This is a genomic window from Alloalcanivorax xenomutans, from assembly GCF_032810065.1.
GTDB classification, from domain to species: domain Bacteria; phylum Pseudomonadota; class Gammaproteobacteria; order Pseudomonadales; family Alcanivoracaceae; genus Alloalcanivorax; species Alloalcanivorax xenomutans.
The window spans coordinates 2,760,943-2,783,668 of record NZ_CP136538.1 but is presented as its reverse complement, the minus strand read 5'-3'; the positions used below and the strand labels follow the sequence as shown (position 1 = coordinate 2,783,668).

Below are 22,726 nucleotides of genomic sequence, written 5' to 3'. Positions count from 1 at the left end.
CGATGACGGAACAAGCGGTATTGATGGAAACCCGGGAAGCAGTGGCGGTGGTCACCATCAACGCCTATGCCATGCGAAACTCCATGGGCGCGCCCGGCGTGCGTGAGGGACTGTTGGAAGCCATGGAGCGGTTTGAAAACGACGATAGCCTGCGCGTCATGGTGTTGACCGGGGCGGGGGGTGTGTTCTCCGCCGGCGGTAACCTGGATGCGCTGCGCCGTATCCGCGACGTGGAAAAAATCCGCCAGCGTCTGGAAGCGGGCGGCCCTTTGCTGCAACGCATATTGACGTCGGAGAAACTGTATATAGCAGCGGTGGAAGGTCCCGCTTTCGGTGCCGGTCTGGGGCTGGCCGCCTGTTGTGATTTGATGGTGGCCGCGGAGGGCGCCCGTTTCTGCGCCGCGCAGATTCGTGTTGGCGCGGCGCCGGATGGCGCCCTTTGGTGGGCGCTGCCTTTTCGCGTTGGCGCTGGTCGGGCGCGGAGGATTCTGCTCACCGGTGAGGAAGTGTCACTGGACGAAGCGATTCATATCGGTCTCGCTGACGTGCGCGTGGAGCAGGGCGCGGCTCTGGAAGCCGCACTGAAACACGCACGCCGTCTCGCCGCCGGGCCGCCGTTGGCTCAGGCCACGATCAAGCGGTTGTTCACCGCGCTGCCGGTGGATCTGGTGGAGCGCCTGCGGGTGGAGCGGGAAACCGCGGCGAAAACGTTCGCCTCCGAGGACTTCGTCGAAGGCGCCAGCGCCTTTCTGGAAAAACGCCGGCCTCACTTTAGAGGATGTTGAGCGGCTGGACGTGAAAGCATCGCGCCCCTTTCTCAATGTGAGGGGCCTCTATTTTTCCACAAAATTCGGGTGGCTTCGGTGTTTGCGCGCTGCATTCGCTGGCAAGTCAGCTTCCCACGGCGGCTCCGTAGCTCCAGCCTGTGGGAAGCTGCCTTGGCAGCGAATCGGCGTGCAAGCGGCTTGCTGCGCTGCCCTGAAAAGAAAAACCAGGCCTCCAGCCAGGGCGTGGCCGTTACCTTGCTTTGGGGTAGTGTCCTGTCTTTGACCCAGAGGTTCGCCAAACAACCAAGAACCTTCGACTTGACCTTTATAGCAACTGAGAATTATTCTCATATTCTGAATTGGCTATAGCGTACCAACGACGGAATCCCGCAGGGGAGGGGCGAACGGATGGGGGCGACGAGCTACCTGAAACGCGATCTGGTGGCGGTGCTGTACAGCGATCACCACGGCTGGCTGCTGGGTTGGTTGAGAAAGAAACTGGGCTGTTCACAGCACGCGGCGGATATGGCCCATGATACCTTCGTAAGAGTGCTGACCTCCTCCTCGGATCTGCAGGGGGTGCGTGAGCCTCGGGCCTTTCTTACCACCATCGCCGGCCGTCTGATCATCGACGATGCCCGGCGCAAAAAGGTGGAGCAGGCGTACCTGGAAACCTGGATGGCGCTGTATGGAGATTGCGCCGCGGCACCGTCGTCCGAGGAGCTGGCGACGGTGGTGGAGCTGCTCACGGAAGTGGCGGGCTGGTTGGAGAGCCTGCCGGAGAAGCCCCGTCAGGCCTTTATAATGAGCCGGCTGGACGGGCTGTCCCATGCGGAGATCGCCGAACGGCTCGGCGTCTCGGTGAGCATGGTGAAGAAATACGTGGCGCAGGCGTTATTGCACTGCCTGGCTCTGAACGAGACCGATTGAAGCGTGACCGTGGAAGACGAAGCGCCTTTTTTGCCTGAGGCGGCGGAATGGATCGCCACTTTGCACTCCGGGGCCGTCACCGAGGAAGAACGGGAAGCCTGCCGCCGCTGGCGTCGGGCCGACGTCCGTCATGAGCGTGCCTATGTGCGCGCCGAATCCCTGTGGCATCGTCTCGAACCGGTGTCCGGGCGGCATCGCCCGGAAGCCGGCCCGGTGCTGGGTAAAGTGCTGGGACCGGTGCGTCGCAACCGCCGCACTAGTTTGCTGGCGCTGGCCGGGCTGCTTGGGCTGGGTCTGGCCTGGTGGCCGCTATGGTCCTTGAATCTGACTTCCGATTACCACGCTGCCGTTGGGGAACAGCGTCAGGTGACCTTGCCGGACGGCAGTTCACTGATACTGAACAGCGGCGCCGCCGTTGATGTGGATTACGATGGCGACGAGCGTCGAGTGATTCTGCGCGATGGCGACGTCTACGCCACGGTGGCGCCAGACCCCGACAGACCCTTCGTGGTGGCCACCGGCCTGGGGTCGGCTCGTGCCCTGGGAACCCGTTATGCCGTCAGTTTGCGTGACCGGAACATGGCGGTGGTGGTGACCGAATCCAGCGTGCAGGTGTGTGCCGCCACACCGCCCCCGCCGGCCCGCCACGCCTGCGTCGATGCTCATGCGGGTCAGCGCACCGCCACCGACGGAAAGAGCATCAAATCACCGCGCGGCGTCGATGTACGCCTGGCCACCGCCTGGCTGGACCGGCGTCTGGTGGCCGACGACCAGCCTTTGACGACGGTGTTGGAGGAATTGGCGCGTTATCGATCCGGGCTGTTGCGATTCGACGATCTGGAATTGGCGGGGCTGCGTGTGTCCGGTGTCTTCCCGCTCGACGATACCGATCAGGCCTTGGCGCTGCTGGCCGACTACCTGCCGATTCAAGTGACCAACTACACCCGCTGGCTGACCGTGATCGGCCGTCGCTGAACGGCTTCGTAGTCCAGTCTGTGGGAAGCTGCCTGGGCAGCGAACTGGCGTGCCGAGGTGCCATTCCACAATTATGGGGCAGTGCTGGTCCGTGGACTGCTCGCGCAAAAAGGTCTGGCGTCCGAGCAAAATTTTCCCCAATCACTGTCCCTTTCCCGATCTCGCCCGTCATCACAGATGAACAAGGATGAGAATGGGAATTGATATTAATGCAGCGCTGTCTCCGACCCCGCTTCGCCATGGGCATCCTGGCGGCGGTCTTTCTGCTTGGCGGCCCCGGCCAGACCCGGGCGCAAGCCGAGGCGTCATCCGTGACGCAAAGGCACTATCAGATACCCGCTGGCGCGCTGGCACCGGCGTTGAATCGCTTCGCGCTGGAAGCCGGAGTGGTGATGTACTTCGATCCCGGTCTCACCGAGGGCAAACACACTCGCGGACTGCGCGGACACTATTCAGTGCCGGATGGCTTCGCCGCGCTGCTGCTCGGGACCGGTCTCAGCGCCGAGCCGGAAGCGCGAGGGCAATATGTATTGCGCCAGGAAGGCGGGGAGGGCGGCGACCACGCCAACCCGTTGCCGCGGGTGACCGTCACCGGTGAGCTGGACCCGCGCGGGCGGGCCTATCGCACGCCGGGGTCCATGACGATTATCTCCCGGGACCAGATCGACCGGATGCCGCCGCGCAATACCTCCGATGTGTTGGCGGCGGTGCCCGGCGTGCATACCTCGCAAAGCCGCCAGGATCCAGGGGTGTCGGTGAATATTCGCGGCCTGCAGGATTTCGGCCGCGTCAATGTGATGATCGACGGCACCCGGCAGAACTACCAGCAAAGCGGCCACGGCAGCAACGGCCAGGTGTACGTGGATCCGGAATTGCTGGCCGGCGTGGATATCAGCAAAGGCCCCAGCTCCGGCGCCGGCGGCGCGGCGGTGATCGGCGGCATGGTCAACTTCCGCACCCTGGACGTGGACGATCTGCTCGAGCCGGAGCAAAAGGCCGGCGGGCGCGTCAACGCCACCACCGGTGACAACGCCTACCATTTTTCCGGCAGTGTCGCCGGCGCCGTACGCGCCAGTGACAATGTGGATCTGATGGCGGCGGTGAGCCGCAAGAACGTGGGCGCGTTCAAAAAAGGCAAACGGGGCGGCAACAGCGGCGGCTACTGGCACGGCACCAGCCAGTTCACCGGTCAGGAACAGTGGTCCGCGTTGCTGAAAAGCACCTGGCGTTTCGCCGACAACCAGTCCCTGAAATTCAGCTACATCGGCCTGCGAGCGGATTTCGATGAAGGCAGCAATACTGCGCCCGGCAGTGACGCCACCGATGAAAACCAGATCCACTCCGACACCTTCCTGATCAACTATGCCTTCTACCCCGGCAGCCGCTGGTGGGACCTGGACGCCAGCCTCTATTACACCCGCACCCGCAACGATGAATATCGCCCGGACGATCCGGACGACGACTACGGCGAGTTTGATCTGCGCTACGAAACCAACACCGTCGGCGGCACCCTGGTGAACCACATGCAGGTGCCCGTCGGCGATTGGCGCGGCTCTCTGGACTTAACCTATGGCGGTGAGTTTTACCACGACTGGACCCGACCGGATAACAGCGGTGATGAGCGCGGCGCCGATTGGTTTGCCGGCCCGACGCCGGAAGGGGAGCGTTCCGTGATCAGCGCTTTCACTACCGCGCGCCTGGCCCATTATGACGGCTGGGAATTGACCGGCGGTGTGCGTTACGACTGGTTCCGGCTCGAAGGCGACGGCGAGATGTTTGTTGGGCGGCAGGAGAACGAAGACGGCGTGCGCCCGCCCTACACCCTTTTGTACAGCCAGTTTGATGTGGCCCGCCACGATGGTTTTGTCTCGCCGACGTTAAAAGCCGCCTGGCAGGTGGCCAACCCGCTGCAGTTGTTTGCCAGCTACGGCCAGGGCGTGCGGCCGCCGGCCATCACCGAGTCGATCATGTGGGGTGCTCATATCGGCAATACCTTTCCGTTCTTTCCCAATCCCGGTCTGGAACCGGAACGCTCCCGCACTTGGGAAGTGGGGGCCAATCTCAACTGGCAATCCTTGTTCAAGAACGGTGATCGCCTGCGCATGAAGACCGCCTGGTTCGACACCCGCGTCAAGAAATACATCACCCAGGGCTTGGTGGTCGGGCCCGCCTCCGAAAACGGGGAATCCCAATCCCTGGCCTTCGTCAATCTGCAAGATGAAGTGCGTTTCTACGGTCTGGAATGGCAGGCCGAGTATGACGCCGGCGGTTATTTCCTCGAAGCCAGCTGGACGCGGACCCTGCACGATTTGGGGCGAGGTGGTTACGACCCTTACCCGCTTGGCTGCTTCACCGGTTGTCCGCCGACCAGCCATGGCGACGCCAATGGCGGTGGCATGTTCTATCTGTTGCCGCCGGTGAAGAAAGGCACCTTGAGCGCCGGTCTGCGGCTGCTCGATCGCAAACTCACGCTCGGCGCCCGGGCCCGCTACGAAGACAACGATGGCCGCGGCGGCAGCGCCTACGAAGACGTGGTGGACTGGACCGTCTACGACGCCTGGGCCAGCTACCAGCCCAATGATCGCCTCACCCTGCGGCTCGCGGTGGACAACCTGCGCGACCGCAACTACGCCGAACTCAACGGCCTCTCTTACTGGATCGCGCCGGGCCGCACCGTTACCGGCACGGTCTCACTGAAATTTTGAAGGAAGGAGTGTTTTGATGACACCGCATTCATCACGAAAATTCCGGCCGGTTCTGGCCGGTGTCGGCGCCACGCTTTTATTGATGTCGTCTTCGCTGCTGGCGGCAGTGACCCCGGAAGTATTGCATCGGTTTTCCAATTCCTCCGGTATGAAGCCGGCGTCGCCGCCGGTCAGGGTGGAATCCGAGGATAGAGCCTGGTTGTTCGGTGTCTCCCCGCCCGGCTCGAGCCCTTTAGTGAGTTATTACACGTATCCACTAAGCGGAGCGGAAGATGACTTCGCGGCCGCAGACCTGCCTCTGACCGGGATGGGATCCCAACCTTCGCCGCTGGTGACGGATGGTGAAAGAGCGCTTTTCCTCATCAACCCAACATGCATGGGGGAAACGTGTCTCGGCGACCCGGACGTGTATGCGTGGCGCTCGGGGGAGGAGCCAGCATCCTTGATCACGTCACCGGAAAATCCGGCGGAAGAGTACGGATCGGATCTTAGGCCCCGTGGTGTGCCCGCGCTGGATGCGCAAGGCAATCTCTACTTCGGCGGTGGCGGAGGGAGCTCCGGTAACGGCCTGTTCCGGCTCTCTCCGGAAGGGCAACTGGTTGAGCTGGTGGACTTTGATAACCATACGGAAGGTCGCTATTACCCGCTTGGGCAGCGCCCAATCGCCTTGCTCATCGATCAGGAAGAGAACGTTCTTTACGGCCTGGCGGGACGAGACCAGTCCGACGGCGTTGGTGATTCCGAGGCGATTCCCGCGGACGACGAAAGTATGGGGACGTTGTTCTCCATTGATCTTGCCAATGTCGAGACCGACGGTTCCACCACGGTGACGCTGCTGCGCACCTTTGCCAGGGAGGCCGATGGATGTTCGGCAGCGAGTGTCGACAGCTGTTTCCACGGCAGCCATACCGCGCAGCACGCTTTGCTGCGGGTCGGGGCGTGGTTGTACGGCACGTCCTTCAACACGATATGGCGTTTCCAGCCTGATGACAGTGACAGCTTTGCCGTTGTGCATGCTTTCGGGGAAGAGGTTGGCGACGGCCGTGTGCCCTGGGGGCCATTGGTTCTGGCGGCGGACGGCAATCTTTACGGCACCACTCGCCGTACCGTGGCCGAGGCCGGCGCCGTGGAAGGGGCTGGGGTTCTGTTCCGTGTACGCATCGGACAAGCCGATGATCGTTCCGACGACGAGTATGAAGTACTGCATGTCTTTGACGTGGAAGCCGACGGCGCCTTGCCGGCGGGACTCAGCGCCGGTGCCGTCGATGGAACGGTGCAGACCTTGTACGGCGCCACCTCTCGGGGGGGGCAGGCTGGTAATACCGTTTCCGCCAATGACGCCGATGGCTTCGGCACTTTGTTCGCCGTTGATATCGATCTGCCCGTGCTCGCGGAGATCGAAATCAGCGCCGATCCGCAAACCCTCACCCTGGGCGAAAGCACCACCCTGACCTGGTCGGTGCGCAACGCTAATAACTGCTCGGGGGAAGACGACTGGGCGGGGGTGAAAGCCACCGAAGGCAGTGAAACCTATACCCCCTCCGTGGATCGCGAATACGTTCTCACCCTGGCCTGCATGGATGCCAATGACGAGCGGGTGGAAGCGAGTGTCACCGTGACCGTGGAGCCGGCGGAAGATGGCGGAGACGGCGATGGCGATAACGGCGATGACAGTGGCGGCGGCTCTTCCAGCGGCGGTGGAGGCGGCGCTTTGTCCCTGTTATGGCTGTCCGCTCTGGTGTTATTGACGGTACGCCACCGTCGCCGCTTCTCTCTCTGATTTTTGTCGGCGGGTGCGCCCCGCCGGCCAAGGAGCAGCCGAACGCCAGCCGCGCCGCCAGCCTCGGACGCCCCGCTGCAAAAGAACGCGGCGGGTCACCACCCCGTAACGGGGCACATTAAACAGAGCTAAAGGAGTACCTGTAATGAGCGTAACCGTAACTTACTCAGCAACGTTCGGTAATTATAGCGGCACTTATGGGCCTGACGGGATTAACGGTTGGAATGGTACCGATGGCCTTTTCACCGATGACTCCACGACAACGGTCTTCAGTGAAGAGAACGGCTTTCTTCCCGCTTTCAACCGCCTTTTCCAGATCGCCGATCACAGTGAAAACCCGGGTGCTTTTGCCGGTGATGAGGATCCTGATCCGATCGTGGATCTGGGCTTCTGGGGTTCTCTGGGCACTTTCTCGGGTACCCAGTATGCCTCTTCCGGCGAGTACGCAGGGCTGGATCTGGGCTTTATCGTCGAAGCGGCGGACGGTTCTTATCTGAACTACACCTTCTTCGCCAGCCCTTCCCACACGATCTATGGAGAAATCGGATCCATCACCTTCGGACTGGGCCTGCAGCAGGATAGCAACGGCCTGTACTACTTCGACGAGGAACTGGTGACCATCGATGATCTCGACACCGTTGGCCTCAACGGCGGCGTGGATGGCAACGGTGACGTCATCGACCGCGCCACTGGTCTCAACGATACCCACAACATCGTCAATGGCCTCAAGGATGGGGATGCTTCCGCGCTTTGGGCCGCGTTGGACGCGGCTGGTGTGAGTTCCTCCACGGCGGAGGTACTGGGCGTTTCCGAAACCACCGAAGCCGAACTGGAACTGGCCGCCTGAGTATAACGGCCTGATTGACCGGTGTTCGCTCTTTGGTGAGCGGACACCGTTTTTTATAGAGCAGGAATGAATACATGCGACGGTTAGGACTCTGTTTGCTCTCGCTTTGCGCCTTGGTACTGGCGGGCTCGCCGGCCAGTGCGCTGGAACCCACTATCCTGGCCGCCAACGGAGGTCCCAAACCGGACGGTTATGAAGGGGTGGGGCCACCCCGTGTGCCGCCATTGTTGGCGCGGAACGGGCGCCTTTATGGCATTGACGGCTACGATAATATTTTTTCGCTGGAAAATTACGTTAACCATTCCCGGCAGGTGGTCGACCTGACTGAGTTGGGGTTGGAGACGTTCAGCGGCGGCCTGGTGCAAGACAACCGGGAGGGGAAAGGGGAAATGTATGTGGCGGGCTTCCGTCCGGAAAGTCTCTTTAATGAGCTCGACAGCGGCCGACTGCTGCGTCTGGACTTTGATGGCAGCCACCCGCGTACAGTGGTGGAATTGCTGGAGCCCAACGGCATTCTGGTGATCGATGGTGGCCGTATCTATGGATTGGATAAAGGGCCGGAAGGCAACGGGCGCTTGTTCGCCGTCGATCTGGACGCGGCGCAGCCGACACTGGAGACCGTGCACATCTTTTCCGCCGGTCCTCAGGGACAACGCCAGTATCCCAACGGCATGATTCTGGGCTCCGACGGCTGGCTTTACGGAGTGACCGCCTATGTGCGGGGTGTGCCCTACGCTCCGGGAACGCCGTCTTCGCCCGCCACACCCACCGGCACGGTGTATCGAATCGATCCACGGCAAGGTACGGCGTCGTTCGAGGTGCTGCATACCTTTGTTCTTGATGATGGAGAAATCCCCTGGCAGACCCGCTACGGGGAAACCTACCATCGTATGGCCGTGAACAGTTCTAACTCTACTAGTTACATCCTCAGTGGGCTGGTGGAAGGGCCGGAGGGCTATGTGTACGGTAATCTTTCCCTTGGTATCTGTACCACCATGGGCACTCAGCCGGAAGGGCTGGGACACTTTCTGGAGGCGTTGCCATTATGCGATGGGCAGGAAGCCGCGGCGGATGACCGCCTGAAGTGGTACGCATCCGATCCGCCCCATTACGACGGCCCCAATCTCCATGGGTCGATCTACCGTGTTGCCATGAGCGGGGACGATTTCGCCATTGTGCATCGTTTCAGCGGCGGTGACGGCGGCAGCCAGCCGCGGGGACCCATGGTGCTGGCCGGGGACGGCAATATCTACGGCACTACTTATGCCGGCGGCCGTCTCAGCGGCCGCGGGGCTCCGCCGGGAGAGCCGGTGGATCCGCCGGCCGATGACGAATGGTTCCATGGCGGAACGATCTATCGCATCAATCCGGACCAGATCCGCATCGGCGACTCCGGGCAGGTGGAAAACGATGGATTCGAGCTGGTATATGCCTTTGTCGACGGCATGGATAAGCAAGGTAATGTGCGCTACGACGGTGTGCAGCCGGTGGGCCTGTCGCTGGGATCGGACGGCCGCATGTACGGAGGCAACCGAAGCGGGGGAGGTTATTTCCGCACGTCCATCAGTAACAAGGTGCTACGGCGCACCGGTACCCTTTACCGGCTCAGTCTCAATCCGGACGATGAGCAATCCCGCGTCACCATCACCGTCACCCCCGGCGAGATCGAGGAAGGCGGCACCGCCTTGCTGGAATGGAGCTCGGTGGACGCCTCCAATTGTACCGCCAGCGGCGGTACTGAAGGCGATGGCTGGGCGGGGCCCAAGGACGACACGGGTTATATTGAGGTTAGCCCCGAACCGGGTACCTATTATTACACTCTGACGTGTGAAAGCACGCTGACCGGCGGCCAGGTCGGCGACGTGGCCTCTCTCGGTGTCGGCGCGCAGGACCGCACCACCGACGAACAAACCCGAGAGTACGGCAACGGCGGTGGCAGCCCGTCCTGGTGGCTGCTTGCGGGCATGGCATTGGTGCTGGCGGCCCGTTCCAAGCGGAGCGCCCGGCGATGAAAAAGACCAGGGACGATCTGCGCGCGGCGCTGGCGTTGCAGCGCGGCACTTTCGTTTCCGTCGGCGTGTTCAGCGCGGTGATCAATCTGCTGATGCTGGTGCCGGCGCTGTATATGTTGCAGGTCTATGATCGGGTGCTGGCGTCCGGTAACGGCGTGACGTTACTGATGCTGACGGTGATCGCCCTGGGGCTGTACGCGCTGATGGCCGCGTTGGACTGGTTGCGTGGTTTGCTGGTGATTCGTGTCGGCGAAGCCCTGGACCAACAACTGGGCGAGCGTGTTTATGACGCTGCCGGCCGGCATGGTTTGCAGGGCGGCAATCTGTCCTCGGCCCAGGCGTTGTCGGATCTGAATCAGCTGCGCCAGTTCTTCGCCGGCAGTGCTTTGTTCGCTTTCTTCGACGCGCCCTGGGCGCCGCTCTATTTGATCGTGCTGTTTCTGTTTCATCCGCTACTGGGGGCCTTGGCGTTGCTGGGCGCTCTGGTATTGCTGGCGCTGGCGTTCGTCAATGAACGCTGGTCCCGGGCGCCGTTGAACGAAGCCAGCGCCTTGTCCATCAACGCCGGCCGTCTGGCGCAGGAGCATTGGCGCGGCGCCGCCACGATCAAGGCTCTGGGCATGGGAGGCCGTTTGCGCCGCCGTTGGCGTGAATTGCAGGATGGCTATGTGGACCATCAACACCTGGCCAGCGAACGCAGTGTGTTGATCAGCGCGGTGACGCGGGCGCTGCGGCTGGCTCTGCAATCGCTGATGCTCGGCGCCGGCGCCTGGCTGGCGATCCACGGCCAGATCAGCGCCGGCATGATGGTGGCCGGTTCGATTCTGGTGGGCCGGATGCTGGCGCCGGTGGAGCAGGTGGTGGGCGCTTGGCGTCAGTGGAGCGGTACACGCATCGCGGTGAATCGCTTGCAGGCTTTGTTGCAGGCGCATCCGAGGCCGGAGCGGGGGTTGAGTCTGCCGCGTCCGCAAGGCGCGCTGATGGTGGAAGGGCTGACACTGATGCCGCCCGGCGCGGAACGTCCCAGTCTGGCCAATGTGCGTTTCGAGCTGATGCCGGGAGAAGTGCTTGGCGTGGTCGGGCCCTCTGGCTCCGGCAAGTCGTCCCTGGCGCGGGCGCTGGTGGGATTATGGCCGCCGCGCGCCGGCAAGGTGCGCTTGGACGGAGCGGACCTGCACGGTTGGCCCGCGGACGAATTGGGGCCGGCGATCGGCTATCTGCCGCAGGAGGTGGATCTGTTCGCCGGCACCGTGGCGGAAAACATTGCCCGCTTTGGCGAACTGACCGGCGGCGCTCAGCAAGCGGTCATCGATGCGGCGCGTCGCGCTGGCGTGCATGACATGATCCTTCGTTTGCCTCAGGGCTATGACACCGTGCTTGGCGAGGATGGCGGCGGCTTGTCTGGCGGCCAGAAACAGCGGGTGGCGTTGGCGCGGGCGCTGTACGGCGAACCGGCGCTGTTGGTATTGGATGAACCCAACGCCAATCTCGATGATGTTGGCGAGGCGGCGCTGGCGGAAACCCTGAAAGCCTGGAAGGCGCGGGGCCGCACCGTGGTGTTGATCACCCACCGGGCGGCGGTGCTGGCGGTCACCGACAAGGTGCTGGTGCTCAAGGACGGCGTGATGCGGAAGTTCGGTGTTACCGCCGAGGTGATGGGGCAGCGCCGGCCGGCGGCGAAACCGGCACCCCGTGTGTCTTACAGTTTCGGCGCCGAAGGGGGTGGGGCATGACTGCGCGCATGGAGCCGCCGATCGAGGCCTTGCCGGGCGTGGGTTTGCGCCGCCGTGGTCAGCGCAAGCTGGTGTTATGGGGAGGCGTGATATTGCTGGGCGGGTTTGCCGCCTTTCTGCTGTGGGCGGTGTTGGCACCGTTGGATGCGGGTGTGGCACTGGAAGGCACGGTAACCGTGGATGGCTACCGCAAGCGCATTCAACATCCCGCCGGTGGTGTGGTGGCAGAGGTACCGGTGACGGAAGGAGAGAGCGTCAGCCAAGGTCAGACGTTGCTGAAACTGGACGCCCGGGTGGCGCGGGCGGAGCTGGATTCCGCGCGGTTGCATCAGGCCATGGCGGTGGCCGGTATCGCGCGCCTGGAAGCGGAAAGCCAAGGGCTTGAGACCCTGGCCCTCGATCCGGCTCTGACGCAACAGGTTACTTCCGATCCGATACTGGCCTCGGCGCTGGAGGCACAACGGCAGCTTTTCCGCAGCCGCCGTCTGGCGCTGCAAACAGAACGCGCCGGCCTTGAGCAGGCGATGGCCGGTGCCGAGGCGCGCTGGCGGGGTGAACAGGCACGGCAATCCAGTTTGCGGCAACGTCTGGTCTTGCTGGATCAAAGGCTGGCGGCGTTGCGGCCGTTGGCGGAGCAGGACTATGTACCTCGCAACCGGGTATTGGAACTGGAAGAGGAGCGGGCGCGCCTGAGTGGAGAGTTGGCCGCCAGCGACGCTGCGGCACGGGCGGCACGGGCCGGTTTGGGCGAAGCGCGGGCCAGGCTGGATGCTCTGCGTGACAACCAGAACCGTGACGTGGAGCAGGCGCTGGCCGAACACCGTTTACGGGCCGCCAGTGAAAGCGAGCGGCTGGCCAACGCCCGCTTCCAACTGGAGCACAGTGAGATCACCGCGCCGGTATCCGGCCGGGTGGTGAACCTGCAGGTGCTGACCCGGGGCTCGGTGATCCGTCCCGGTGACGTGGTGATGGAACTGCTGCCGGCGGACGAGCCGTTGTGGGTGGATGCCAGGGTGCCGGTGGATCGTATTGACTCGGTGCACGCCGGCCTGCCGGTGGAGTTGATGTTCACCGCCTTTAATCGCGCCAGCACACCCCGCATTCCCGCCACGGTGGCGCGGGTGTCACCGGACCGGCTGGAGGATCCGCACGACGGCCAGCCTTATTACGCCGCCCGCCTGCGGGTGGATCAGGAGGCTCGCGCCGCGCTCGGGGACCTGGTGGTGCAGCCGGGCATGCCGGTGCAGGCGTTCGTGCGTACCGGTGAGCGTTCGCTGATGAGCTATCTGTTCAAACCCCTGGTGGACCGTATTCCGCTGGCGCTGGAGGGGCAATGATCAAAACGCCAGTCCGTTCAGGCTCGACAGCTTCCCTCGGACAGAACCACGAAGCCACTGTAGGAGCTTGCCTTGCAAACGAATTGGGCCCTCGGCCCCGGCCAGAGATTCGCTTGCAGGCAAGCTCCCACAGCAACCTTGTAGCTGAACAGGGTTGGCTTCGGCGGGCCGGATGGCTGCTGCTTTTACTATGCATGAGCCCGCTGGCGTCGGCGCTAACGCTGGAGCAGGCGTTCGATGCGGCGCTACGCCATGAGCCGGAATTCCAGGCGGCGATTCACGACCGCCGCGCCGCCGGTGAGTTCAAGGTGCTGGGCCGGGCCAATCTGCTGCCGACCTTGGCCTACAGCTATTCCTGGGGCAAGAACTGGTCCGAGGTGGAACAGGATTCCCTGTTTGGGCCGGTAACGGAAGAGCGGGACTATCGCAGCTACAGCTCCTCGTTGAGACTGGAACAGCCACTGTTCGATTACAGTGCCTGGGTGGCGCGAGATATAGGCCGCCTGCGCGCGGCGCGGGCGGAACTGGAATTCGAGGCCCGCTTGCAGGAACTGGTGGTGAAGGTATCGCGGGCCTACACCGACACCCTGGTGGCCTGGTCGCGGCGCCGCTGGGCTCGGGAACAGACGTCGGTATTGAAGGCGTTGCTGGAGCGTAATGAGGCATTGCGGAAAGCCGGCGAAGGCACTCTGACCGAGGTACTGGAAACCCGCTCCCGCCTTGCTCTGGCCCGGGCCGAGCGGCTCGCCGCCGAGGAGCAGGCGAAGGTCGCCGAACGCCGTTTGACGCAACTGACCGGTGTGGATCTCAGCGGCTGGCAACCGCGGACGCAAGACGCGGTGTCGCCGTTGCCGCTGGACGGTGATCTGGCCCGCTGGCGCGAACAGGCCCTGCGTCACAGTCCGGTGCTGGCGGTGCGGCGTGAAGACGTGGCGTTGGCAGAGCGGGAAGTGGACCGCCAGAAAGCCGGCCATTGGCCCACGGTCAGTCTTTACGCCAGCACCCGGCGCACCGATTCCGACAGCGAGAACACCTACGGTCAGCACTACGATACCGACAGCGTCGGCGTGCAGGTGCAGGTGCCGCTGTACGCCGGCGGCGGTGTGGCGGCTGCTCGCCGTCAGGCCGCCGCCCGCCATGATGCCGAGCAGCAAAGGCTGCTCTCCGCCCGGCAGCAGCTGTTGTTGGCGGTGGAGCAACGCTTTCGTGACTGCCGCGGCGGTGCTTCCCGCCTGGAAGCACTGGCCGAGGCGGTGACCAGCGCCGAGCAATTGGTGGAAGCCACCCGCCAAAGTCTGCGCGGCGGTGAGCGGAACAACCAGGACCTGTTGGAAGCGCGCCGGCAATTGCACGAGGCTCGTCTGGAATGGCTCGGCGCCGGTTACGACTATCTCAACGCCTGGCTGGAACTGCATCAGCAAAGCGGGGTTCTGGGCGTGCGCGAACTGAAAACCGTGGACGGGGCACTGTCCTTTTCGCCGTCTCACTCGTCATAGCTTATAGAAGCCTCTTTTATCGGCACCCCTCATTGGCATCGCATATAGGAATCACCATGACTCAGGCCGACACCGTGGATATTATGGAAAAACCCCTGTCCTTGTGTCTCAAGGAAGGCACCCACCGGATCCATGAAAACCTGGATAACCGTTTGTCCGGCTTCGCGCCGTTCGCCGACGAACAAAGCTATCGCCGCTTCCTGCGCATGCAGTTGCGGCTGCAATGCGCCACCGCGCCGCTATATCAGGCGGAGGAACTGCAAAAGCTGTTCCCCGGCCTGGCGGCACGGTCGCGCTTGTTGGAAGTGGAAGCGGATTGCCGTGATCTGAACGTGAGCGATTCCGATCTGTCCTTCGATCGCCTGGCGGGTACCACCGCCTTGATCACCGGCATGCCGGCGGCGGTGGGTTGGTTATACACCAATGAAGGTTCCAACCTGGGCGCGGCTTTCCTGTTCAAACTGGCGCGGGACAAGCTGGGACTGAGCGAAAGCCATGGCGCCCGGCACCTGGCCGGCCATCCGGACGGGCGCGGCCTGCACTGGAAGCGCTTCAAGGCGCAACTGGATGCGCTGGCATTCACGGAAGAGGACAAAGCGCAAGCGGTGCGTGGTGCGCGGGATGCCTTCGCCTTCGTCAATTCGGCGGTGGAAGAGCTGATGGCGGATTTGCCGCGCCCGGCGTGAACAGCATGCGCATTCTGCTATGGCGGACGCTGGCGTTACTGGCGCTGGCCACCGCCATGCTGGGGGTAATACTGCCTGGCTTGCCGACGGTGGAGTTCCTGCTGCTGTCGGCCTGGGCCGCCGGGCGCGGCTGGCCGGCCCTGGAACGGTGGCTGCTGGCCCATCCCCGTTTCGGGCCGCCGATCCGCCGCTGGCGCGAATACGGCGCCATCTCCCGTCACGCCAAATGGATGGCGACGGTGAGTATGTCCATTGGGGTGATATTGATTCTGATCTCCTCGCTGCCGCACTGGGCCAAGGGTCTGCTGCCGCTGACCATGGCGGTGGTGCTGCTGTGGCTGTGGAGGCGACCGGAGCGGGGCGGCCCCGCTGCCTAGCTGATAGTGGACAGTTGACAGCAAAAAAACAAAAAATCGCCGGGAGCGATTTTTGACGTCGCCTTGGCGACGGCCCACAGGGTGGCCGCCATGGACGGGGGCCACAAAAAAGACATTCTTTAGCCGCTGTAGGAGCCTGCCCGCAGGCGAAGGCTTTTGGGGTCACCAACGTCGAAAATTCGCCTGCGGGCTGGCTCCTGCAGGGGGGCTTCGAATACGATTGTGAGAGCGATGTTCAGGACCAGGCCGGATCCGGCGCCAGCCCGGCAACGATACGCAGCGCTTCCGGCAGAGCCGCGCTGAACATGTCTCCGTGACCGAGCCCAGGATACAAGCGGCGGTGCACTTCGACTCGCGGGATGCGATCGAGGTTGTCGGCGAAGAGACGGAAAGCGGTATTGCCTTTGTTTTTCCGTTGCTGGATTTGCTCCGCGTTCATTGCCTTGGTGATACGCACTTCCTCATCTCCACGGCATATCCAGACGGCTGTGTTCCGCTCCGGCGGTTGGGCCGCCAGATGATCCAGGGAGTGTTGCAATAGATTATCCGCCCAACCCAGGGAAGGGCTTACCGGAAAATAACTACGAAAAGCCCGGGGCCGGGTGCATAGCGTGAACAGCGTGAAAAGACCACCGAAGGAATGACCCCAAAGCGCTTTGCGATTTGGATCCATTCGGGTCCTGCTGGCCACCCAGGGCGTGATCGCGGACTCGATCCGCTCGATAAAGGCCGCGGCACCGCCGCCTTCCCGTTGCGGTCTACGGGCGTCCCGCACCGAGTTCCGTCCGTTTGGCGCCGGTGTGTAGTCGTAGTGACGAGCATCGCCATCGAACAGCAGATCGGTGTCGTAACCGATCATCACCAGTACCGGTGGCGTGTCTGTGCCAAGCGTTGTCAGCCATTCGGGCCGTAGCCGGTTTAACACCGCATTGCCATCAAGCAGATACAGCGCCGGGAAACCGGCCGACGGCGGCGTTCCCTCGGGAATCGCCAGCCACACACGATGGTGGCGCCGACCTTCGGAGCCGGGGAAAACACGGCTTTCAAAGCGGTAACCGGGGACGCCGGTGTCCGCCAGCGTGGTACCCATGGTGCGGGTCATGTCCGGGCGCGCCGCCGCCGTGCCGGGTAGTACCAGCAGTCCGGCGGCGGCCAGCAGAGCCTGGGAAAGACGGCGTCGCTGCCGGTCCATCAGAAGTCCACCACCAGGCCGGCGGTATAACGGCGGCCATCGAGCACCATTTCATAGTCGGCGTTGGTGACTTGCCGATCCCCAACGTTGTAAACGCCGGCTTTCAGCGTGAGGTGTTCGCTGGCGCGGTAGTTCAGGCCCAGATCGACCATGGAATACCCGGGAGTGCCGTCGGCCATGCTGGTGCGCGACTGGTAGTCCGAAGCACGGCTGCGATGATTGACCCGTACCCAGCTTTGCAGGCGATCGGTGGTTTGCCAGTCGATACCGGCGTTGATCATGTGGCGCGGAATTTTATTCAGCGGCTCGCCTTTGAACTCGCCGGTCTTCTGCTCGGAGTCGGTGAAGGTGTAGCTGGCGTTCAGCAGCACCGCCGGTGTCAGATGCCAGGCCAGCGTTGCCTCCACGCCTTGCATTTGCGCTTCGTCCACGTTGATGCGGTCGCTGACGAACATATAGGTCTGGCCTTCGTAATCGCAACTCCAGGTACTGGGATCGTTGCGGTCGCCGCCGTTATCGCACTCACGGTATTCGGTGATCTTGTCCTTGAAGTCGGTCTGGAACAGCATCACGCTGGTAGCGAAGCCGGACGGCAGATCCAGTGCCAGGCCCATTTCATAGTTGATGCTGGTTTCCGGATCCAGGTCTGGATTGCCCTTGATGATGGCGCGCGGATGGCCGGCCGGGTAGCCGCCGCCACCGGTGATGCTGCCCCAGTCATCCGCCGCTTCACGCAGGGAGGGTTGCCGGTAACCGGTGGAGACGCCGCCCTTCAAGGTCAAGGCCGGATTCAGGTGGTACACCGCGTACAGCCGTGGTGACACATGATCGCCGAAATTTTCGTCCTGATTGAAGCGCAGTCCGCCGGTCAGCGACAGATCATTGGTCAGACGCCATTCGTCCTCGAGAAACACCGCGTACTGCCAGCGGCTGATCTCGGTGCTGCTGCTGGTGGGCAGACGGTTGGTGGCGTAGTCGGTGAGTTCCTCGTCCTTGTACTGCGCCCCGGCGGTGATGATATGGCGCTCGCCGAACCAGGTGGCCTGGGTGTTGGCGGTCAGAGTTTCCAGAGTGATGCCGTTACGCAGCTCACCGACGCGGTCCGGGTTCTCGGTTTTTTCATTCTGAATGTAGGAGTCGGTGCTCCAGTTACCGAAGTTGCCGTTGTGAGTGAGCGCCGCCACCTCTTTGTCGAAACGGCGATTGGAGGGCTCCGAACCTTCTTCGTAGTACTTGCCCGGTGAGCCGTTGCGCTCCTGGCGGGTTTCCTGATAGGACAATCCGATTTCGTTGCTCTGATCCGGAGTGAACACCAGCTTGGCGCCGCCGCCGCGCACTTTCTGTTCCTCGAAGCCTTCCAGGATCTCATCTTCATCACGGTGGCGAACCTGGCCGTTCACCTGCAGGCCGAGTTTGTCCTTCAGTAACGGGCCGGCGAGATAAAGATCGGACTGACGGGCATTACCGGACTTGGCATTGTCCTGCAGGGTGGCCTCCGCGCCGAAGGAACCGAGCCATTGTTCTGGCACTTTTCGGGTAATGATATTGATCACCCCACCCATGGCCTCGGAACCATAGAGGGAGGACATCGGCCCGCGAATCACCTCGATGCGTTCGATGGCGCGCAACGGCGGCAGATAGTTCTGCTCCAGACCACTGTCATTGCCGTTGGCGGTGGCCTCGCGGCCGGACAGCCGGCGGCCATCCACCAGAATCATGGTGTACTTCGGCGACATGCCGCGCAGACTGATGTCCTGGCGAGAGCCGCCGCCGGTGACGGTGACACCGGGAATGTCCTTCAAGGCATCGGTGACATCGGTGTAGCTCTTGGTTTCCAGTTGCTCCCGGTCGATCACCGAAATCGAGGCGGGGGCGTCGGCGATGTGCTGTTCGAAACCGGCGGCGGACACCACCGTCACGGCTTCCAGCACATGGGGGCTCTGTTCCTCGGCGAGGGCGTGATGGGCGACAAGGGTGGCGGTGCCGGCCAAAACGGCGCGGGGAAGGGCGCCCATAGAGAATCGAAGTGATGACAACACGGGCAAACCTCTCGAAAAAAATGACAAACCTGCGAATCGGGCGTTTTTTAATGTCACCTCTGTGACGGCCCGAAGGGTGGCCGCCATGAACGGCGACCATAAAAAAATGGCTCTCCCCTGTGGAAGGAGAGCCGGCGAAAGGGCCGGATGACGGCCTGATTGAATGCACTTTATATAGTAATGGTTCTCATTTGTAAATGAGGTTTAGTATCATATGTGATTCGAGATGCGTTGAAACGTGCCACCCGCACAGGTCGTTTTTGGCAATGGTCTTGATCGCGGGAATCGGCAATGCTGCTGCTTTCCATATGGCGGGAGGCATGACAGTGAGCCTGACTGACGACTTCAAGTGGGTGATGAATGCGCCGTTTCTCAAGCTGCTCGGCCTGGAAGCCGTTGGCGTGGAAAGCGGTAAGGTGGTTTCAAGATTGACCGTGCGCGAGGATCATCATCAGCAAAACGGCTACGTCCACGCTGGCGTGGTGGGTACCATGGCGGATCATACCGCCGGCGCCGCGTCCGCCACGGTGATGGAAGAAGGCTTCATGCCGCTGACCATAGAGTTCAAGGTCAACCTGTTGCGTCCGGCGGTGGGGCGGGCCCTGGTGTGTGAGGCCAATGTACTGAAAGCCGGCAAGGCAGTGACGGTGGCGGAATCGGAGGTGTTTGCCGAGGACGACAACGGCGAACACAAACTGGTGGCCAAGGCCACGGTCACCCTGGCGGTGGTGCCACGGCGGTAACCGGGAGCGGTAGGCTATGAAGCCGCCGTGGGAGCCAGCCTGCTGGCGAATGAGCCCTTCCGAACGATGGAAAATTTCGCCAGCGGGGTTGGCTGCCACAGGATGTTGCCCTGGTGTGCCAGCCAGGGCGTGGTATTCAATCCAGCCGTTTATGCACCCGCGCCACCGCGACAACCAGCAGGGCCGCGGCGAAGACGGCCAGCGCCAATAGCTCCGGCCACAGATCGTCAAGTCCGGCACCGCGCAGCATGATGCCCCGCGCCAGACGGATGAAGTGCGTCAGCGGCAGGACCTCGGCGATCCATTGCGCGGCCTTGGGCATGCCTTCATAGGGAAACATGAAGCCGGATAGCAAAATCTGCGGCAGGAAGGTGAAGATCGCCGCCTGGATCGCCTGGAATTGACTGCGTACCAGGGTGGAAATAAAGATGCCCAGCGCCAGGCTGGCGATGATGAACAGCAAGGCCGCCAGATAGAGTTCGAGCGGCGAGCCCCGCACCGGCACCTGGAAAATCCATTTGCCCAGCAGCAACACCAGTGAAGTCTGAATCAGGCCGATGGCGACGAAGGGCAGTACCTTGCCCAAGGTCAACTCCGCCGAGGACAGCGGCGTGGTGATGAGGAATTCCAGGTTGCCCTGTTCCCGTTCCCGCACCAGGGCGATGGCGGTGAACATGACCATGGTCATGGTCAGGATCACGCCGATCAGACCGGGCACGGTGTTCAGCGGCGCGTTGCGGTGTGGATTGTAGTAGGGCAGAACTTCCACCGAGGCTGTGGTAGTGGTGCCGCGCAAAGGGAATTGGGCGATTTGTCGGGCGGCTTGTTGTACCACCTGGTCGGAACCGTCGACGATCAGTTGCAGCGGCGGCCGTTGGCCTTGCAAACGGCGCTCGAAATCCGCCGGAATGATCAGCACCGCCTTCACTTCACCGCGCCGCAGCAGGGCTTCGCCGGTGGCCGGATGATGAAGGGCGCGATTGAAATTGAACACCCGCGATTGCTGCAGTTCCTCCACGACTTGCCGGCTTGTTTGTGTCTGTGCCTGGTCCACCACGGCGGCGGGCAGGTGGCGCACGTCCATATTGATGGCGTAGCCGAACAGGATCAGCTGCAGGGTGGGGATGCCGATGATCATGCCGTAGGTAAGGCGGTCCCGGCGCAGTTGGCGCAGTTCCTTGATCACCACCGCGAGCAGGCGCGCAAAGCTGAAACGATCGCTCACGATGCTCCCTCCGTGTGACCGTGGGTGGCGGCGACGAAGACGTCCTCCAAATTGACATCGGTGATGTCCACTTTCCCTTCGATACCTTCCTTCCGCAGCGCGTCGCGCACCGCTGGTAACTGATCCGGGGACGTCACCAGCACCCGCAGGCTGGCACCGATTTGCGCGCAGGAACGTACGCCATCCAATGCTTGCAGTACCGTTTGTGCCTTTCTTGGGGCCGCTGTCACCACCAGCAGAGGGGTGGCGCCGACATCGGCTTTCAACCGCTCGGGGCTGCCCTGGGCCATCAACCGGCCCCGTTGCAGAATCGCCAGTTGATGGCAGCGTTCCGCTTCGTCCATGTAATGGGTGGAGACCAGCAAGGTGGTGCCGGCGTCGGTGAGGGCGAACAGTTCGTCCCAGAAATCCCGCCGCGATTGCGGGTCCACGGCGCTGGTGGGCTCGTCCAGGAACAACAGCTCCGGTTGGTTCAGTACCGCCGTGGCCAGGGCCAGGCGCTGCTTCTGGCCGCCGCTGAGCGTACCCGCCAACTGGCTGGCCAACGCCTCCAGTTGATAGCGGTGGCAGAGCTCCTCCACGCGCTGCCGGGTGTGCTGGCGGCTCAACCCGAACAGGCGGGCGACGAATTCCAGGTTCTCGCGCACGGTCAGATCCCGGTACAGCGAGAACGTTTGCGTCATGTACCCGGCCCGGCGTTTCAGCGCCTCGGCCTGTTTCGGAATGTCCAGATCGAGCACGCGGATATCGCCCTCACTGGGCAACAGCAGGCCGCAAAGCATACGGATGGTGGTGGACTTGCCACAGCCATTGGGGCCGAGAAAGCCGTAGACCTGACCGCGCGGCACGCTGAGATTCAGGTGATCGACGGCGGTGAAGTCGCCGAACCGGCGGGTCAGATCGTGGGTTTCGATGGCGTTATCAGTGCTCATCGTCTTGCTCTGGCCAGACCTGGCAGGGGATTCCCGCCGGCAGGTCGCGGGCGGCATCTCCGTGCAGCGTCAGCTCCGCCATATAGGACAGCCGGGCGGCATCGTCGCCGCTGAGCGCGTAGTAGGGGGTGAAGGCGGGGTCCTGACGGATGCTGCGTACCTCGGCATCGAAGGGCGTGTCGATGCCATCCACGGCCACACGAAAGCGATCGCCGGGCTGGATCGCCGCCCGGCGCGGTTCCGGTATATAGACCCGCGCGTAAGGGGCCTCACCGCCGAGCAGGCTGACCAGTACCGCGCCCTGGGCGGGTTGGTCGCCAAGCCGGTGGGGCAGGGCGTCCACCCGGCCGGCGGTGGGGGCCACCACGTCCAGGCGCTGCCTCTGACGCCGCAGTTCCGCCACGGATGCCCGCGCGGCCTGTAAGGCAGCGCGGGCTTGATCCAGCTGTTCAGGGCGGGTGCCGGCGAGCAATTCGTCCAGTTGTGCCTGCCGGGCATCCACCTGAGCGCCGAGACTGTTCACCCGGGCGCGGGCGTCATCCAAATCGGCGCGGGCCACGCTGCCGCGTTCGAACAATGTTTGTGTCCGCCGCAGGTCCTGCCGCGCCAGAGTCTGCTCGCTGCGCGCCTGGGCGAGCCCGGCGCGGGCGGCGTCGATGGTTTCCCGCCGGGGGCCGCGCTGCAGCTCGGCGAGCCGCGCCCGTTGGCCGGCCAGATCCGCTTGCGCCGCATCCAGCCGTGCCTGGATCCGGGTCGGGTCCAGGCGCAGCAACGGCTGGCCCGAAGTGACTGCCTCACCTTCCCGTACCGACAGTTCGATAACCGGCTCCGAGGCTTCGGCCAGCACCGCCACGCGATCCCATTCGATGGTGCCGAGCAGCGGCTGGGGTTGGTCGCTGCAACTGAATAGCAGAAACAACAAAGGTGCGATAGCAACAGAACGCATCATG

At 63.0% G+C, this 22,726-nt stretch carries 18 protein-coding genes; 13 read left to right on the top strand and 5 right to left on the bottom strand.

The features are described from left to right. Positions 1-2: 2 nt before the first annotated feature. The 12 genes from RYH70_RS12785 (at position 3) to RYH70_RS12730 (ending at position 15,645) form a co-directional block, all read left to right on the top strand. Complete coding sequence (locus RYH70_RS12785) at positions 3-785, top strand: enoyl-CoA hydratase/isomerase family protein (RefSeq protein ID WP_097058146.1); 783 nt, start codon at positions 3-5, stop codon at positions 783-785. A 390-nt stretch (positions 786-1,175) separates the two neighbouring features. Further along, positions 1,176-1,697, top strand: a complete 522-nt coding sequence (locus tag RYH70_RS12780; RefSeq protein ID WP_063140444.1) for a sigma-70 family RNA polymerase sigma factor — start codon at positions 1,176-1,178, stop codon at positions 1,695-1,697. Positions 1,698-1,700: 3 nt separating this feature from the next. Next, complete coding sequence (locus tag RYH70_RS12775) at positions 1,701-2,672, top strand: FecR family protein (RefSeq protein ID WP_316308194.1); 972 nt, start codon at positions 1,701-1,703, stop codon at positions 2,670-2,672. 209 nt (positions 2,673-2,881) lie between these two features. Next, complete coding sequence (locus RYH70_RS12770; RefSeq protein WP_317009231.1) at positions 2,882-5,377, top strand: TonB-dependent receptor; 2,496 nt, start codon at positions 2,882-2,884, stop codon at positions 5,375-5,377. 442 nt (positions 5,378-5,819) lie between these two features. Further along, the gene (locus tag RYH70_RS12765; protein ID WP_317009230.1) at positions 5,820-7,157 is read left to right on the top strand and encodes a choice-of-anchor tandem repeat GloVer-containing protein; all 1,338 of its coding nucleotides are present in this window, start codon (positions 5,820-5,822) and stop codon (positions 7,155-7,157) included. Between the two features lie 145 nt (positions 7,158-7,302). Beyond that, positions 7,303-8,004 (top strand): heme acquisition protein HasA, encoded by a 702-nt coding sequence (locus tag RYH70_RS12760; RefSeq protein WP_317009229.1) that lies wholly within the window; start codon positions 7,303-7,305, stop codon positions 8,002-8,004. A 74-nt stretch (positions 8,005-8,078) separates the two neighbouring features. Next, positions 8,079-10,016, top strand: a complete 1,938-nt coding sequence (locus RYH70_RS12755) for a choice-of-anchor tandem repeat GloVer-containing protein (protein WP_317009228.1) — start codon at positions 8,079-8,081, stop codon at positions 10,014-10,016. Continuing rightward, on the top strand, positions 10,013-11,749 hold the full coding sequence (locus tag RYH70_RS12750; RefSeq protein ID WP_317009227.1) for a type I secretion system permease/ATPase: 1,737 nt from the start codon (positions 10,013-10,015) through the stop codon (positions 11,747-11,749). Before RYH70_RS12755 ends, RYH70_RS12750 begins: the two co-directional genes overlap by 4 nt. Further along, a complete protein-coding gene (locus RYH70_RS12745; RefSeq protein ID WP_317009226.1) occupies positions 11,746-13,086 on the top strand; it encodes an HlyD family type I secretion periplasmic adaptor subunit in 1,341 nt (446 codons plus the stop codon). The genes RYH70_RS12750 and RYH70_RS12745 overlap by 4 nt, the downstream gene beginning before the upstream one ends. Positions 13,087-13,280: 194 nt before the next feature. After that, a complete protein-coding gene (locus RYH70_RS12740) occupies positions 13,281-14,582 on the top strand; it encodes a TolC family outer membrane protein (protein WP_317009225.1) in 1,302 nt (433 codons plus the stop codon). A 56-nt stretch (positions 14,583-14,638) separates the two neighbouring features. Continuing rightward, positions 14,639-15,268: a biliverdin-producing heme oxygenase gene (locus RYH70_RS12735; protein ID WP_063140437.1), complete on the top strand. Its 630-nt coding sequence runs from the start codon at positions 14,639-14,641 to the stop codon at positions 15,266-15,268. 5 nt (positions 15,269-15,273) lie between these two features. Beyond that, positions 15,274-15,645: a YbaN family protein gene (locus tag RYH70_RS12730; protein ID WP_026949074.1), complete on the top strand. Its 372-nt coding sequence runs from the start codon at positions 15,274-15,276 to the stop codon at positions 15,643-15,645. A 235-nt stretch (positions 15,646-15,880) separates the two neighbouring features. Here RYH70_RS12730 and RYH70_RS12725 read toward each other — a convergent pair whose 3' ends face one another. Continuing rightward, a complete protein-coding gene (locus RYH70_RS12725; protein WP_035450924.1) occupies positions 15,881-16,837 on the bottom strand; it encodes an alpha/beta hydrolase in 957 nt (318 codons plus the stop codon). Beyond that, positions 16,837-18,852, bottom strand: coding sequence for a TonB-dependent receptor domain-containing protein (locus RYH70_RS12720; RefSeq protein WP_233925260.1), 2,016 nt, complete (start codon positions 18,850-18,852; stop codon positions 16,837-16,839). The genes RYH70_RS12725 and RYH70_RS12720 overlap by 1 nt, the downstream gene beginning before the upstream one ends. 350 nt (positions 18,853-19,202) lie before the next feature. On the opposite strand from RYH70_RS12720, the gene RYH70_RS12715 reads away from it, so the two are divergent. Continuing rightward, on the top strand, positions 19,203-19,619 hold the full coding sequence (locus RYH70_RS12715) for a PaaI family thioesterase (protein WP_080531173.1): 417 nt from the start codon (positions 19,203-19,205) through the stop codon (positions 19,617-19,619). A gap of 136 nt (positions 19,620-19,755) precedes the next feature. On the opposite strand, the gene RYH70_RS12710 is transcribed toward RYH70_RS12715, so the two are convergent. The 3 genes from RYH70_RS12710 to RYH70_RS12700 are packed head-to-tail and all read right to left on the bottom strand — an operon-like array spanning position 19,756 to position 22,725. Beyond that, positions 19,756-20,844 carry an ABC transporter permease gene (locus RYH70_RS12710; protein WP_022994577.1) on the bottom strand — a complete coding sequence of 363 codons (1,089 nt, stop codon included), beginning with the start codon at positions 20,842-20,844 and terminating at the stop codon, positions 19,756-19,758. After that, complete coding sequence (locus tag RYH70_RS12705) at positions 20,841-21,776, bottom strand: ABC transporter ATP-binding protein (RefSeq protein WP_233925262.1); 936 nt, start codon at positions 21,774-21,776, stop codon at positions 20,841-20,843. Before RYH70_RS12705 ends, RYH70_RS12710 begins: the two co-directional genes overlap by 4 nt. Next, complete coding sequence (locus tag RYH70_RS12700) at positions 21,766-22,725, bottom strand: HlyD family secretion protein (RefSeq protein ID WP_317009224.1); 960 nt, start codon at positions 22,723-22,725, stop codon at positions 21,766-21,768. The genes RYH70_RS12705 and RYH70_RS12700 overlap by 11 nt, the downstream gene beginning before the upstream one ends. Position 22,726: the final 1 nt, after the last annotated feature.

Excerpts from the sequence above, each read along its gene's own strand:
- RYH70_RS12760 (WP_317009229.1), top strand. The coding sequence starts at position 7,303 with ATGAGCGTAACCGTAACTTACTCAGCAACGTTCGGTAATTATAGCGGC.
- RYH70_RS12730 (WP_026949074.1), top strand. The coding sequence starts at position 15,274 with ATGCGCATTCTGCTATGGCGGACGCTGGCGTTACTGGCGCTGGCCACC.
- RYH70_RS12740 (WP_317009225.1), top strand. The coding sequence starts at position 13,281 with ATGAGCCCGCTGGCGTCGGCGCTAACGCTGGAGCAGGCGTTCGATGCG.
- RYH70_RS12785 (WP_097058146.1), top strand. The coding sequence starts at position 3 with ATGACGGAACAAGCGGTATTGATGGAAACCCGGGAAGCAGTGGCGGTG.
- RYH70_RS12770 (WP_317009231.1), top strand. The coding sequence starts at position 2,882 with ATGCAGCGCTGTCTCCGACCCCGCTTCGCCATGGGCATCCTGGCGGCG.
- RYH70_RS12780 (WP_063140444.1), top strand. The coding sequence starts at position 1,176 with ATGGGGGCGACGAGCTACCTGAAACGCGATCTGGTGGCGGTGCTGTAC.
- RYH70_RS12725 (WP_035450924.1), bottom strand. The coding sequence starts at position 16,837 with ATGGACCGGCAGCGACGCCGTCTTTCCCAGGCTCTGCTGGCCGCCGCC.
- RYH70_RS12705 (WP_233925262.1), bottom strand. The coding sequence starts at position 21,776 with ATGAGCACTGATAACGCCATCGAAACCCACGATCTGACCCGCCGGTTC.
- RYH70_RS12735 (WP_063140437.1), top strand. The coding sequence starts at position 14,639 with ATGACTCAGGCCGACACCGTGGATATTATGGAAAAACCCCTGTCCTTG.
- RYH70_RS12720 (WP_233925260.1), bottom strand. The coding sequence starts at position 18,852 with ATGGGCGCCCTTCCCCGCGCCGTTTTGGCCGGCACCGCCACCCTTGTC.
- RYH70_RS12745 (WP_317009226.1), top strand. The coding sequence starts at position 11,746 with ATGACTGCGCGCATGGAGCCGCCGATCGAGGCCTTGCCGGGCGTGGGT.
- RYH70_RS12750 (WP_317009227.1), top strand. The coding sequence starts at position 10,013 with ATGAAAAAGACCAGGGACGATCTGCGCGCGGCGCTGGCGTTGCAGCGC.
- RYH70_RS12700 (WP_317009224.1), bottom strand. The coding sequence starts at position 22,725 with ATGATGCGTTCTGTTGCTATCGCACCTTTGTTGTTTCTGCTATTCAGT.
- RYH70_RS12755 (WP_317009228.1), top strand. The coding sequence starts at position 8,079 with ATGCGACGGTTAGGACTCTGTTTGCTCTCGCTTTGCGCCTTGGTACTG.